Origin of the sequence: Leptothoe sp. LEGE 181152 (assembly GCF_032906605.1) — a bacterium.
Taxonomy (GTDB): domain Bacteria; phylum Cyanobacteriota; class Cyanobacteriia; order Phormidesmidales; family Phormidesmidaceae; genus Leptothoe; species Leptothoe turfae.
This window is the reverse complement of record NZ_JASATU010000058.1, coordinates 170918-185042: the sequence shown is the minus strand read 5'-3', so window position 1 is coordinate 185042 and position 14125 is coordinate 170918. Positions and strand designations below refer to the sequence as shown.

Here is a 14125-nt window from a genome sequence, read left to right as displayed (position 1 = left end):
GCCTAATAGGAGAATATGATGCGGATTTTATTATTTGAGACTTTAAATTTCGTAGCAGTTTTAGCTCTATCTATCTTTCAGAATGGAGAGTGTGATCTCACCAGAATTATCTTGTTTATAAGTGTCAAAGAAAAGCCCACATAGGGTTGCTGTCTCTAACACATCTAAAGTGAGCGTATCATCGTAGCCATTGAGACTGCTCCAGGTGGCACCCACTTTCTTCCCAGTCTTTTTGTTGATCACGGTGCCCCCATAAACCCATAACATCACCCAAGGTTCAGGGGCAAACTGTTTCTGCTCAGCCCAATAGCTAAAAGCCCCCCGCTCAATCCGGATGACATAGGTGCCAGGCTCTAACTGAGTCGAGTTAGCCGTAGATTGAAGCGCATTTAAACGCTCTTGATCGAGTACATAACAATGTTCTTGACTATCAACAACTACGCGCATTTTTAAAGCATCCCTTGTGTAATAAAGAAGAGTGTAATGACTGGTTCGCTATCGCTAATTGGCCTCTAATATCGATAAGATAACTTGTCCAGAATTGTCATCTTTGTAGGTGTCCAAGAATAATGCACAGAGGTTTGTTCCTTCTAGTACCTCTAACTTTAGAGCATCGTCATAACCATTCAATGTGACCCAGGTTGCTCCTACCTCAACATTGGTTTTCCGATTGATAACTCGACCACCATAAATCCAGAGTATCACCCAGGGTTCGGGGTCAAAATCTGGGGCATTGGTCCAATAGCTGAAATTGCCTGACTTAATCCGAACAATGTAGCTGCCTGGAGCCAAGGGTGTGGTATTGCCCAATGATTGGAGCCGACTCATTTGGGCATGATCGAGGACATAGCAATCGCTCTGACTATCAATGGTTAGGCGGCGATAGATGCATTCTCGACAGCTTTGGTCAATGGTTTGAGTCAGAACATCATAGAAAGATCGATTAGATTGGTGATCAGTGAATGCTAATCCTCCGGTTGCTGTTGCGACTTGGTGATATTCGGCTATGGCAGCTGCGGTATTGCCTGGAGACTTTTGGGTGGACAAGTAGGTGTGAATGGTCGTGCCTGTATCCTTAGCGGTTTCAATAACAGGCTGAACCGTTGGTAACCCATCAGCCTGATTATCTGGACTCAGGCTTTCATGGCCCATGTAGAAAAGGGATTGGGCAGCTCCCGGTCGCCAGTCAAGGTACCGGGTGAGGGTCGAAATAATATGGGCTGGAGATGGCTGACTATCTGTAACGCCTTGATTTTCTAAAGATATCCCTAAGTGATTCAAATAGTCAGAGGCACTTTGCTGAACAGGGGTTTCCTCCCATGGTTTATGGGTTCCCAGCCACGTAAGGCGTACATCAGCAGGACGGGCATTGGTTGTTGTTTCTATTGCCTCGTCCATTACCTGTCCCATGGCCATTACCTCTGCTTTCAGGGGTCCCTGAGTGTTGACCAAAATCACCATGTCTAGCAGCTGTGGGGGTGTAATAGGAGCCTGAATCTCTTCAGATAGCACATCTGGCTTGACAGGGCGAGGTGAGGGTCTAGCTGGTGTATCTGTGGGGGGAAACGTTAGGGGTATGTCAGATAGCGCCTGACCATAGGCATAATGCTGTTTTCCTTCTTCAGACCGACCTAGCAACATCAGCGCATCCCCTTTGCCAATCCAGGCCTGTGGTCGTGTTGGCTCATTTTCAAGGGCTTGATTAAAGTAGGCTAAAGCCGTTTCTAATTGGCCTTGCTTTACGTAAATTTGGCCTAAACCAATCAATGCCAACGCATTATTGGGAGAGAGTTCTAAGACTCTTCGAAAGTACGGCACTGCATCATTTAGCTGTCCTGAGTCTAGACAGGTGAGGCCTTTGTAGTAGACTGCGATGGGACTTTGCCAATTAACCGTATATTCAATGGGAATAACAGCCGGGATAGCAGGTGCTGTTGGTTCTTCTGGTGCGATCGCTTGAACTGGAACGGCGGGTTGTTCCTCGATAGTCTCTTCAGCATCTGGTGTTGTCGATTTCCAGACTGGGATGGGCGTACCTTGCAGCGCATTGGCTTGATCGTAGCAGCGGTTGGCTTCTCCCTGTCGCCCTAGCGCTAGGAATGCATCCCCTTTAGCTTTGAGAGCGTTTACCAATGAACTATTTAACTGTAGCGCTCTATCAAACTCTTCTAGAGCGGCTTCCGGTTGCTGCAGTTTTAGTAAAGCATTTCCTTTGCCGAGCCATGCTTCGCTTTCATTTGGGTCTACGGCAGTCGCTTGGGTAAACTGCTCCAGAGCATTGCTCCCCTGGCCCAGTTTCAAAAATACTTGACCGAGGCCCAGTAGCCCCAAGATGTTTCTAGCAGAGAGTTCTAGTAGCCGTTGAAAGTAAGCTTTAGCCTTGTCCAGTTGACCTGACTTTAGACAACTCACCCCTTTTTGGTAAACAGCATCGGCGTTTTTCCAGTCAACGGTTTCTTCAATGGGAAGAACGACTGGAGGAGTAGGTGGTACGGGTTTAACAACTAATTGGATGGGAACAGCGAGTATCACCGGAGCCTGGGGCGGTGAAGCGGGTATAGATTCTGCCGGAGTTGTTTCTGTAGGCGTTATTTCGGGAGTAACAGTTGGTGTTTCATGGTATGTTTCGACAGGTACAAATGTAATATCCCCAGCGGTTTCAGTGGCAGTTTCAATTGTCTCTGGTACTTCTGGTTCCTTTAGTTGTGTTGATGCTGGCGGTGTTGGAATAACAGGAGGTGGCTGTATAGGGCTGGGAGGCCGTGCAGGTACTTGAGACTCTGGGACAAAGACTTCCTGGGTAGCAGTCTCTTCTTCTGCAATCTCCTCTGTTTGTCTACGTCGGCTAAAGCCAAATAAAAATAATAAGGGCAGTGGTAGGAGCCCCCATAGCCAGACGGGGATACCAACACCATTTGTATTGGTCGCCGTTCTAGTCAGCGCAGGAGGATTGAGGGCGGTAGCTACAGCCGCGGCCTCAGCTGTTTTTGCAGCTCCTACAGCAGCCTTGCCAGATTCTCCTGTCACCCAATTGATAAAGGGTAGAACGGTGTTAGCATTGTCCTTTCTATAGACATAGCCGCGCACTTGAGAATAGGGATAATATTTGTCGCTGGGCAGGGTGTCTAGCAGTACGGCTATTTTTACGGTCTTTACTTGTCGTTGGCCCTGGATTTGACTTGCGATCGCATAGCTAATACCATCATTTCCCAGCCGCCGAATCACCGCAGCAGTATCATCGGTGTCCAGACGCACCACCTGGGCACCTTGGGCTTGCTCAGAGTCCGTCAAAATGCCGTATTTACTGAGAACAAGACGGGTATCGCTGGTGAGGGGACGATCGATAAAACGAATGGGGCCAGGTGTGCCACCGATTTCAGCCCAGTTAGTAATTTTACCGCGAAAGATTTGAGCAAATTGATCCAGTGTCAATGTGCCATTAAATCGATTGTTACGGCCAATGATGATAGAAATTGCATCCTGACTAACGGGAATTTCGATCAGTCCTTGAGCTTTCTCCTTAGCCGATAGAGAACGACCAATAGCGGCAAGATCAATATCATCCTTTAGCAATGACTCTAGTGCTGGGTCGGTACCATTCGCCCGCAGCGTCACGTCCGTTCCTGGATACTCTTGCTCAAAGCGTTGTTTTAAGGCCTGATTGATGGGCTGCATCAAGCTAGTCCCGTCAATTCTCAACGCTTGTTCTTGCTCACCCCCCTCTAACACTGCCTCAGTTTGAACCACCTTATTAACAACAGCGGGGGGTCTATTCGATGTTGCAGCAACTGTCGGATTTATGCCATCAACTAGAGTGACAGCCATCGCTGGATAAGGAAATACAGTCAGAGCCAGAACTAAAACAAGACCTAGAAAGACCAAACGCCGGGAGGTGGGAGCTGACCTGCGGTGCGGTAGAGCCATAGAATTTGCCGTGTAGAGGTAGAGGTAGGCAAGTGATGGGTGGGGACACCTAAATGTAAGCTATTTGATTTTCGCAGGGATGCTGTGTCGGAAACAAATCATCTTTACGTTAGCCATGGCTGTAAGTCACGTTTCTCAAAACAGTAGGGCATCTGTTTCAGATAAAATTGCCCCCATAAAGGTTCTCTATGGAGCCAATAACCCTCTAAAAGTCAGGCTTAGTAGTCTCTAAAGCACTGGGCAAATTGCTTTAATGACTTAGTGTACGAACACTTAACCTAATTTATTGTGGTTAAAATTTGTAACACTAAGGAGTTGTTAAGAAACAAGTTCATAATTTCGATGCAGTAACGTTTACCTTGACCTCACCGTATCTCTTTCCACACCTGAACTTTGGCCATGAACGACACCGTCCTTTCATATATGCTAAGGGCAGTGATTGCCCATACAAAAATGGCTATTGAAAGAACCCCAGTTACTGTCCTACTTACGGCTGAAATATTAGAAAAGCTGCGCCCTTACCAACAAGAACGTGATATTACCTCTGTGACTGAAGCAATTTTGACAATTTTGCATGAACAGTTAGAAATGACTGACAAACCGACACCGCCGTTCTCCCCCAGCCCTTCGATTTATGATGGTGTTGAAGATGGAGCCTGTGAGGTATTGTCCGAGTATTTAGGAGCCTAAGGGCATTAGCCAAAGATATCTAACAACAGTTTGGATGCCATCAGAAAACAAACCGTGGCAACAACTGGGCGAATTAAGGCTGCACCTTTGGCTAAAACGATCCTGGCTCCTATGGAGGAGCCAATCACCTGACCTGCCAGCATGACTAAACCGACTCCCCAATACACCTCCCCAAAAGCAAGAAAGTAAAGCAGTGATGACACGTTGCTGGTGTAATTCAAAATCTTTGTATGGGCGGTTGCTTTAGTCAGGTTATAGCCTCGCAGACTGACGAGTGATAAGGCCATGAACATACCCGTCCCTGGTCCAAAAAAGCCATCGTAAAACCCAAGGAACGGAGCAATCAATACAGAAAACGGGTTATGTGCTAAGCGTTGTTTCTGGTCAGTGGCTCCGAGCCGGGGTGATAGAGCAAAATAGGCACCCATGCCAATCAGTAAGAAAGGGATAATCGCTTTGAGAACAGTGCTTTCGATCTGTAGCACCAGCCAGACGCCAATCACAGCTCCAACAAAAGTCATAAATACGGTGAGCTGAATGTCCTTTAGGCGCACAATTTGTTTACGCAGGAAATAAAGAGATGCGACCAATGTGCCGCCGCTGCCTTGGAGTTTATTTGTGGCTAAGGCAGCGGCGGGCGGTATGCCCACCATCAGCATTGTGGGTAAGACAATGAGCCCGCCACCACCGGCGATGGTGTCTACACAGCCTGCTGCCATTGCCACTACGAATAGCAGCGTCACCATTTCAATGGTAAATTCCATTTGTGTGTCCCCTGAATAGTCATGACCGGTAATCAATGCTCAGGCAACTTATCACGTCATGCATAGGGGCTGGTTTGGGAGATAGCGCAATTTTCTACCAAAACAGAGCAATTATATTCAAGCAGCGTTTTAAAGATTGGCCCATGGTAGGGACTGTAGGTTGAACTGCAAAATTAGGTCGCTGAGGACAGCCATATGGATTACTACACGCTAGGAAATACTGGATTGAAGGTTAGCCGTTTGGCCCTGGGCACGATGACCTTTGGTGATGACTGGGGTTGGGGGGCTGATGAAGCCAATGCCCGCCAGTTGTTTGATGCCTATGTGGAAGCAGGGGGCAACTTTGTTGACACGGCAGACCTGTATACCAACGGCAATAGTGAGCAGATGTTGGGCCGGTTTATTAAGGATAGTAAGACTCGCGATCGCATCATCATCACCACCAAATTTAGCTATAACTCTGAGCCCGGCAACCCCAATGCAGGCGGCAACGGGCGCAAAAATATCCTGCGTGCCGTCGAAGGTTCCCTGGAGCGCCTTGGCACCGACTACATCGACGTCTATATGCTGCATACCTGGGATCAGGTCACTCCGGCTGCCGAGGTGATGCGTACCCTGGATGATTTAGTTCGCTCAGGCAAAGTCCGACATGTCGCCCTATCGGATGCCCCCGCCTGGTATGTCGCTCAAGCCCAAACCCTGGCCCAAGAACGCCACTGGGAACCCATCAGCACTGTGCAGCTGGAATACTCCCTAGCCGAGCGCAACATCGAGTTTGAGTACTCAGCACTGGCTAAAAACTTGGGCACCAGTTTGATGGTGTGGTCTCCCCTGGCCAGTGGTCTGCTTTCTGGAAAATATAAACCTTCTGAGCAAGGTGGCGAAGGTTCAGGTCGGCTGGCAATGCTCGCCAACAGCGGTAATCCAGCTTTTGACAAATTTACTGAGAAAAACTGGGCCATCGTTGCAGAATTGGAGCAAGTGGCCAAAGAGTTGGACCGTTCTATGGCACAGGTCGCCCTTAACTGGGTTGTCAACCGTCCCGCCGTTGCCTCAGTAATTATCGGAGCCACTAAGCTACACCAACTGCAAGATAACTTAGGTGCTTTAGACTTCGAGATTCCCGCTGAGCTACAGCAGCGATTAGATCAGGTGAGCCGTCCCGATTCTCGTTTCCCCTACACCTTCTTTGAGCCTAGCCTCCAGGGCATGATCAATGGCGGTGCCACCGTTGGTGATCAGCCTAATTCGTTTAATCAACCCATTTTAGTCAAAGGCTCAGGGGCAGGAGTTGTCACAGAATAGAGTTAACCTTTACCTCCGCTGACATAGGCTGCAGTCAGCTCATGATTGGGTGCTTCAAAAATCTGCTGGGCGGTACCAAATTCAATCAACCGCCCTACGCCGTGTTGCACCCAAAACATGCCCACCTGATCAGCAATGCGACTAGCCTGAGCCAAATTATGAGTAATCACCACCTGGGTATAACGAGGCCGTAATCGCGTAATCAAGTCCTCAACAATGCCGCTGGCAATCGGGTCCAGAGCACTACAGGGTTCATCCAATAATAAAACCTCTGGCTGTAGCACCAAGGCTCGGGCAATGCACAACCGCTGCTGTTGCCCACCCGATAGAGCTAGCGCCGACTTACGCAGACGGTCTTTTACCTCTGACCATAACCCCACATCCCTAAGCACGACTTCAATCGTTTCTGCCAGTCGATGGCGCTCGGTCATCCCATGTTCTCGCAAAGGCAGAGCAAGATTCTCCCAAATACTCAACGGAAACGGATTAGGCCGCTGAAAAATCATCCCCACCCGGCGACGCAGCGACAGGGTATCCGTATTCGGATTCAGAATCTCCATCCCAGCCAGCCGAATTCGCCCCTCCACATGACAATCAGGCACCAAATCACTCATCCGATTTAAGCAGCTCAAGAAACTACTCTTCCCACAACCCGAGGGACCCACAATCGCCGTAATTTGCCCCACATAAATCGGCAGAGAAACCCCCTCAAAAGCGATGTGACGACCATAGCGCAGACTCAGCTCTTGAACTTCTATTAAAGGCGCAGACTCAGCAACATGAGAAGCAGCCTGTGAGTGATAAGAAAGCATAGTCGAGAAAATAACTAAGGTGGGAATCAAATTGAAAGGAGACTTAAAGAATTAAGAAGATAAAAAAGAACCTGGAGAATTTAGATAACCTTTCCCATAAGGCGCTTGTGCTTAAATAATCATCCTATGAGCCCATCTCATTCTATGAGCCCATCTCATTCTATGAGCCCATCTACAGCCCCAACCTGGGCCTTTATTTTTGTGCAGTCCATAACCTTACCTCACCGACCAACGCCACGTAATCAACGCCATCAACCCATTCAAACCCAACAACACCCCCAACAACACCAACGCCGATGCTGCCGCATTCCCATCCCCACCCGGCACATTCATCGACAAATCAAAAATATGAATTGACAACGCCCGTCCCGAATCCAACAGCGATTCTGGAAACCGATCCACATAACCGCTTGTGAAAATTAAAGCAGCTGTTTCCGCCAAAGCCCGCCCCATCGATAACACCAGACCCACCATGAGCCCCGGTAGCGCAGCAGGCAAGAGAATCTTGAATAATGTAGTGGTTTTAGAAAGACCCAGAGCAGCAGCCCCTTGTCGGTAACTGGCAGGTTGCGATCGCAACCCCTCCTCCGTCGCCCGAATCAGCAACGGTAACACCATACAAGCCAGAGTCAACCCTCCAGAGAGAATCGAAAACCCCAACCCCAACACCTTAGAGAAAAACACACTGCCAAATAACCCAAATACAATCGACGGCACCCCAGCCAAAAAATCCAGACTACGCCGTACCCACATCCCCAACCGCTTATCACTCACCGTAAACTCCGCAAGCAACAGTGCCGTGGCTAAGCCTAAAGGCAGCGCAATCGCTAAGCACACGCCTAATATCAACAGAGTAGACACCAGGATAGGGGCAATTCCCCCTTCCCGCCCCGCATTCATCGGCTCAGACAAGAGAAAATCTAGGGATAATTGCCCTAATCCCTGCCCAACAATCGATAACACAATCCAGAGAAAAACGGCAGTAATACTGGCTGCTGTGGCCCAAGTCGCCAATGTCAACAAGTAATCGAGCCATTTTGTAGCGTTAACTTGAGAGACTATTCTAGACACCATGACGTCTGCCTTGCTCCTCTGCACCTAGAGCAGATGCAATCATCACCAGTAACCCCACCAGACCCAATAGCACCAACCCACTGACAAATAGCACTGAGCGATGATCCATCGTCGCATAGGCCATTTCCAACGCAATGTTGGCAGCCAAAGAACGCACCGGCGCAAAGACAGAATTTGGAATCTGCACCACATTACCGCAGACCATAAGCACCGCCATCGTTTCTCCTAAAGCACGGCCTGTTGCTAGAACAATTGCTGTGATTAGACCGGAACGCGCAGTCGGTAAAACAATCCGGCTGAGTATCGTCCACCGTGACAAACTAAGCGCCTCAGCACCCTTTAAATAATCGCCAGGCACATCTCCTAGACTGGTTTTTGAAAGGAGTGCCACCGTCGGCAATATCATCAGACTCAAGATCAAAATCCCGGCCAACAAACTTTGCCCCGGTGGATGAATCTGATTAATCTTGGGTACTAGAACGACTAATCCCCAGAAGCCATAGACCACGGAGGGAATCCCGGCCAACAATTCCAAAAGTCGCTGATAGATAGAGGCCAGAAGTTTGGGAGCATAAAACTGACAGAACAGAGCTGAGAGCAAACCGAGGGGAGTTGCGATCGCAATCCCGCCCAACGCTATTAACACCGTTCCCAATAAAATTGGCACCAGGTTAAACTGTCCCTCCAACGGATACCAAGCCTCATCCCCGAAGAATCGCAGTATGCCGATAGACTGCAAAGCAGGTAGCGATTCCTTGAGGACAAACACCGTAATCAATACGCCGATGGCTGCGGTGATCCCTGCCAATAACCGGAGGCCATTTAGCAACAGCCAATCATGGCGCTTAGCCCGTCTAAGAGACGCAGATGAGTCCACCTGATGCGATAAATTACCTTTACTGGGAGAAATCAATGGGTACAAAGTTCTGTTGCTCCACAATGTCGTGGACTTCAGGGGACTGGGCAAAATCAATAAATGCTTTCGTGAGTGTTTCTGGCTCACCCTTGGTCACAAAGTTCAGGGTACGCGACAGGGGAAATGAACCATCCTGCACCGACGCTGTACTCGGGTTGATACCCTCCAACGGCAACAGCTTTAGCGGCGCGCCCCGAGCAATACTGTTTTCCGCTGCGCCAATGGACACATAGCCAATGGCATCTGGATTGCCAGTGATCGTCTTAATTCCCTGCTCATTGTCACCAATGATGACCTGGGCGGCGATATCACTATTTTCTAACTTAAAGTGTTTGAGAAACACCTCTAACGTGGAACGCCCTTCCGCCTTATTCACTACACTGACAGGTGTATCATCCCCGTCCACCGCTGACCACTGAGTAATGCCACCGGTGTAGATATCTATAACTTGCTCAGGGCTCAACTCCGTCACCGGATTATCAGCGTGGATAATCATCGCCACACCATCGCGGGCCACCGCATAGGCCGTGACATCCGTTTCATCTGCGGCTAAATCCCGCGACATCATGCCAATATCCGCCTGACCGCTGCGGGCATCAGCTAATCCCCGTGAGGAACCCCCTGTCTGCACATCCACCCGTACTTCGGGATGTTCTTGCTCAAAGCGTTTGCCTAGCTCTGAGGCGAGGGGTGCCACTGTACTAGAGCCCGTCAAAATAACTTTTCCCTGTAGTTCACCATCCGCTGATTCCGTTGGTGGTGAACAGGCTGATAAACCAGCCAAGGTTAAGGCAATTAACCCTAATCTTTTCAAGTCAAGCGTTTGTACCATAGACCGACGTCCTTTAAAGAGACAACGTTCAGGGCACTGTGGTCGAACATGATTGCTAGAGGATGATCCCCAAAGACCTTACCGAAACGATAGGACGCAACAGTCCAGGTTTAGGCTATTTCGCTCAATCAATACGTCGGGAGACAGCCGATAGAGTACCTGCTTACCATTCCTTTCTGCGATTACAAACTTAGCCTGTCGTAATACACGTAAATGATGGGATAAAAGCGTTTGCTCTACATCCAAAGCAGTCATTAGAGCGCCCACTGATTGAGGCCCAAACTGCAATTTCTGTAATACGCCTAACCGCGTGGTATCCGCCAAAATCTTGAGCTTGTCGACGCACGTGACCTGATCCATAACCTTGAGATTGACAGGGGCAGCTTAGAATGAACTGAGATTCATATGAAATATGATTCATATAGGTTAACAAAGAGTTATGGGCGGTAGGGGCTCCCCTTGTGGGAGCCCTTGGAGCAACGCCTCTGCCGGTAACAGAGTTCCTCTAGGTAACGCTCCCCTCAACGACTAAACAATAGCCACACACCAACCAACGCCACGATCGCCCCGCAGACAGCTCGCACCGTAACCCGCTCGCCAATGACCAGAGCCATGGGGATCACCATGATCGGACTCGTTGCCAGCAGTGACTGGGCGATGCCAGCCGGGGAATATTTCAAGGCCACTTGCTGTAGCCAGATGGCTAAATAGGTGCCAAAAAAGGCTGCGATCGCCACACCCCCCAACAACCGGCCAGATGGACGCATAAATACCTGCTCTTGCCGACGCCACAGCAATAATCCACCAATACACACCAACCCTGCCGACAGCCTGAGTAAGCTACTCCATAGCGGATCGACAGCCGTGTCGGCCAACGCCGCCCGTGACAGCACACTACCAATCGACTGCCCAAGCGCAGCCATGATCCCCAACAAGATCCCCCGAGTAATGGCCGCTTTTGAGCGGGTGCTTTGAACCTGAGGACTCCGCTCACTCACCACCCAGATGATGCCTGCCAACGTCAGCCCCATGCCCAGGCAGGCCAAAGCCGACAGCTGCTCCTGCAAAAACACCAGTGACATCAAAGCAGCCATAGGCGGAGCCAGCATTTCCAGTAATAAAGCCTGCCGCGCTCCCAAGGTATTCACCGTGGCAAAGTAAGCCGTATCCCCCAGTCCAATGCCCACCACACCACTAATTAACAGCAGTACCACTGACCCCATCGGCAACGATGCCAGCAACTGCTGCCGTACCGCCAGGGTGAGCACGATAAACCCAATCGCCATTGATCCCTTAATCAGGTTCAACACCAGGGGCGATAGCTGCTTCCCCAATCGGCCGAACATCAGCGTCGCAAATGCCCACAGCCCCGCCGCACTCAGCGCCGCAATTTCCCCTTGAAACATCCTTAGTTAGTTCTCAATTGTGAGTTGTGAATTATGAGTTAAAGGCATCGTACAGGAGTTCTAAATTGTGGGTGGTCGGTTAGTTAATGGCATCCTAGAGAAGCGTAAGCTGTGTAAGAAAGTCTCAACCCCTTGCGGCGTTTAGCCAATCTCCCATGTCAGTTGCTCTCAACCTCCATCAAACACCCCACACCCCACACCCCATTCCCCACTCCCTGTCCCCCGCTCTTAAATCCCGCCTCGCCACTCCCCTAAACATTGGCACTGTTGAAGTTCACAGTCGGGTTTTACAGTCGCCGCTGTCTGGGGTAACCGATCTTGTCTTCCGCCGACTCGTGCGCCGCTACGCTCCACAGTCGATGATGTATACCGAAATGGTGAGCGCTGCCGAACTGCACCACATGCGCAAGCTACCCAAGGTGATGGAGGTGGATCCTGGTGAACGGCCCATCAGCATTCAGCTATTTGACCGTAGACCCGATTTTCTAGCAGAAGCAGCTAAGAAAGCCGTTGACCAGGGTGCAGACACCATTGATATCAACATGGGCTGCCCCGTTAACAAAATCACGAAGAATGGCGGTGGTTCATCACTGTTGCGGGACCCTGATACAGCCGCCCGCATCATTGAAACCGTTAGCGCTGCCGTATCGATACCGGTGACGGCTAAGACGCGCATTGGCTGGTCTGAAGACGACATCAATGCTGTGGATTTTGCCCGTCGTCTTGAAGTAGCTGGGGCGCAAATGTTGACACTTCACGGTCGTACCCGCTCCCAAGGCTATAACGGCACTGCCGACTGGAGTTGGATTGCCAAAGTGAAACAGGCTTTGGCGATCCCCGTGATTGCCAATGGGGATATTTTTTCAGTGGATGCGGCAATTGATTGTTTAGAGCAAACCCAGGCCGATGGCGTTATGTGCTCCCGTGGCACCCTAGGTTATCCCTTTTTAGTCGGGGAAATTGATCACTTCCTCAAGACTGGCGAGCGTCGCCTGCCGCCCACAGTCATCGAGCGTCTACGTTGCGCCCAGGAACACTTGAGAATGCTGGCGGATTACAAGGGTAAAAGCGGTATTCGCCAGGCTCGTAAACATATGGCCTGGTACGCTAAGGGCTTTGATGGGGCCGCTGAACTGCGGGATCAACTATGCCGCATCGAGTCTGTGGAAGAAGGGTGTGGCTTATTAGACGAGGCGATTACGGTAATCTCCCCAGAACTTTACCGCCATAGCCTCCTAAAGCCCGCTATAGTATAAGCATTTTTAGAAGCGTTTTCGGGCCAGTATCAGCATGTCTTACGCCACCTACAGTTCCAGAGCAGATATGGGCGAACTTCGCCGTTTACGTAGTCTGCTACCCCCAGAACTGCAAAGCTGGGTTACGGTTGAGCCCGCTATGGATGTAGGCCCACCGCTGATTACCTCTGAAGAGCTAGGCAAAGATCAGGTCGAAGTTCAAATTGACTTGCCTAAGTGGGAACAGCTGGCCATTGACCAGCGTAATTTACTGTTTTGGCACGAAGTTGCCCGCGTTCAGAACGATACAATTCCCCGTGACGGTTGGGAGATGGCTGCTTTAGCTATTGGTCTTGGGGGTGCTGTCGGGGAGCTGTGGGTTCAAGATGGCCTCTTGCTGATGTTGGCTTTAGGGCTGTGTGGTATTTCTGGCTGGCGTTTATACAAGCGCAATAACGCAGAAAAGACCCTTAAAGAAGCCATGGACGCGGACGAAAAAGCCATTGCTTTAGCCACTCGTTTTGGCTACTCCCTACCCAATGCCTACAAGAGTTTGGGCAGTGCTTTGAAAACTCTAATTGAGCAGACACCCAAGAAAAAGCAGCGCGATCGCTATGTGAAGCGGTTAGAAGCATTAAAGCGCAGTGCTAATCGAGCTAAGGATCGAATTCGAGCTGATCGTGATGCTTCTCGAGCCTACTAGTTCATTAAAATTTTAGAAAAAATTGAAAAGTTGTCTGTATTTTTACAGACGTAATCTCCCTGCTTACATGTTTCAATCAAGGAAAGTTGTTATATCATTCAGCTGGGTTGATTGATCCTGTAGTATCCGTATAATCATGTAAAGAATTGCCACTTTGGCTATGGACTTTCACTTGGATACTATAAAGATTACGTCAAACCTTTTATCTAAGACCTTGAAGGTCCTACCATAATGGTGGTCGTTGCTCTGGCGTAGCTGTGCCACATGAGAAAGTCTGAGGATGAGCTATCTAGCCAGAAGAGTTTCCTGAAGAATAAAGAAGTAACGGTTAGGACACCATACTGACCGCTACGGGGTAGTTGAGTCGCTTGTCCAAATTAACAGTTTCACTTTTTGGTCAGTGTTTTTGATCTGTATAAGTTGTTTTGAGTGAGTTTGATGAATGTAGTAGTAAAGTAGTCAGT

At 49.5% G+C, this 14125-nt stretch carries 13 protein-coding genes; 4 read left to right on the top strand and 9 right to left on the bottom strand.

The genetic code is table 11. The features are described 5' to 3' along the window. Window positions 1–66: 66 nt before the first annotated feature. Both QGP82_RS26525 and QGP82_RS26520 read right to left on the bottom strand, forming a co-directional pair. On the bottom strand, window positions 67–447 hold the full coding sequence (locus QGP82_RS26525) for a hypothetical protein (protein WP_163659483.1): 381 nt from the start codon (window positions 445–447) through the stop codon (window positions 67–69). Between the two features lie 54 nt (window positions 448–501). Continuing rightward, complete coding sequence (locus QGP82_RS26520) at window positions 502–3924, bottom strand: substrate-binding domain-containing protein (RefSeq protein ID WP_499061529.1); 3423 nt, start codon at window positions 3922–3924, stop codon at window positions 502–504. Between the two features lie 399 nt (window positions 3925–4323). Here QGP82_RS26520 and QGP82_RS26515 point away from each other — a divergent pair, with 399 nt between their 5' ends. Further along, window positions 4324–4614, top strand: coding sequence for a hypothetical protein (locus QGP82_RS26515; RefSeq protein ID WP_499061528.1), 291 nt, complete (start codon window positions 4324–4326; stop codon window positions 4612–4614). A gap of 5 nt (window positions 4615–4619) precedes the next feature. Here QGP82_RS26515 and QGP82_RS26510 read toward each other — a convergent pair whose 3' ends face one another. Then, window positions 4620–5378, bottom strand: a complete 759-nt coding sequence (locus QGP82_RS26510) for a TSUP family transporter (protein ID WP_499061527.1) — start codon at window positions 5376–5378, stop codon at window positions 4620–4622. Between the two features lie 195 nt (window positions 5379–5573). Between QGP82_RS26510 and QGP82_RS26505 the strand changes: the two genes are divergently transcribed. Further along, on the top strand, window positions 5574–6683 hold the full coding sequence (locus tag QGP82_RS26505) for an aldo/keto reductase (RefSeq protein WP_499061526.1): 1110 nt from the start codon (window positions 5574–5576) through the stop codon (window positions 6681–6683). 2 nt (window positions 6684–6685) lie between these two features. Here the strand turns inward: QGP82_RS26505 and QGP82_RS26500 are convergent, their stop codons facing one another. The 6 genes from QGP82_RS26500 to QGP82_RS26475 all read right to left on the bottom strand — a co-directional run bounded on the left by QGP82_RS26500 (window position 6686) and on the right by QGP82_RS26475 (window position 11723). Continuing rightward, complete coding sequence (locus QGP82_RS26500; protein ID WP_499061525.1) at window positions 6686–7495, bottom strand: phosphate ABC transporter ATP-binding protein; 810 nt, start codon at window positions 7493–7495, stop codon at window positions 6686–6688. Window positions 7496–7711: 216 nt separating this feature from the next. Continuing rightward, the gene (gene pstA / locus QGP82_RS26495; RefSeq protein ID WP_499061524.1) at window positions 7712–8569 is read right to left on the bottom strand and encodes a phosphate ABC transporter permease PstA; all 858 of its coding nucleotides are present in this window, start codon (window positions 8567–8569) and stop codon (window positions 7712–7714) included. Continuing rightward, the gene (gene pstC / locus QGP82_RS26490; protein WP_499061523.1) at window positions 8559–9491 is read right to left on the bottom strand and encodes a phosphate ABC transporter permease subunit PstC; all 933 of its coding nucleotides are present in this window, start codon (window positions 9489–9491) and stop codon (window positions 8559–8561) included. The genes pstA and pstC overlap by 11 nt, the downstream gene beginning before the upstream one ends. Further along, on the bottom strand, window positions 9466–10317 hold the full coding sequence (locus QGP82_RS26485; protein ID WP_163699142.1) for a phosphate ABC transporter substrate-binding protein: 852 nt from the start codon (window positions 10315–10317) through the stop codon (window positions 9466–9468). Before QGP82_RS26485 ends, pstC begins: the two co-directional genes overlap by 26 nt. Before the next feature lie 78 nt (window positions 10318–10395). Next, window positions 10396–10677, bottom strand: coding sequence for an ArsR/SmtB family transcription factor (locus tag QGP82_RS26480; protein ID WP_163659498.1), 282 nt, complete (start codon window positions 10675–10677; stop codon window positions 10396–10398). A 161-nt stretch (window positions 10678–10838) separates the two neighbouring features. Then, window positions 10839–11723 carry a DMT family transporter gene (locus QGP82_RS26475; RefSeq protein ID WP_163659499.1) on the bottom strand — a complete coding sequence of 295 codons (885 nt, stop codon included), beginning with the start codon at window positions 11721–11723 and terminating at the stop codon, window positions 10839–10841. Window positions 11724–11878: 155 nt separating this feature from the next. Here QGP82_RS26475 and dusB point away from each other — a divergent pair, with 155 nt between their 5' ends. Continuing rightward, window positions 11879–12979, top strand: a complete 1101-nt coding sequence (gene dusB / locus QGP82_RS26470) for a tRNA dihydrouridine synthase DusB (protein ID WP_499061522.1) — start codon at window positions 11879–11881, stop codon at window positions 12977–12979. A gap of 34 nt (window positions 12980–13013) precedes the next feature. Next, a complete protein-coding gene (locus QGP82_RS26465) occupies window positions 13014–13661 on the top strand; it encodes a DUF3318 domain-containing protein (RefSeq protein ID WP_006518962.1) in 648 nt (215 codons plus the stop codon). The last annotated feature ends 464 nt before the right edge of the window (window positions 13662–14125 follow it).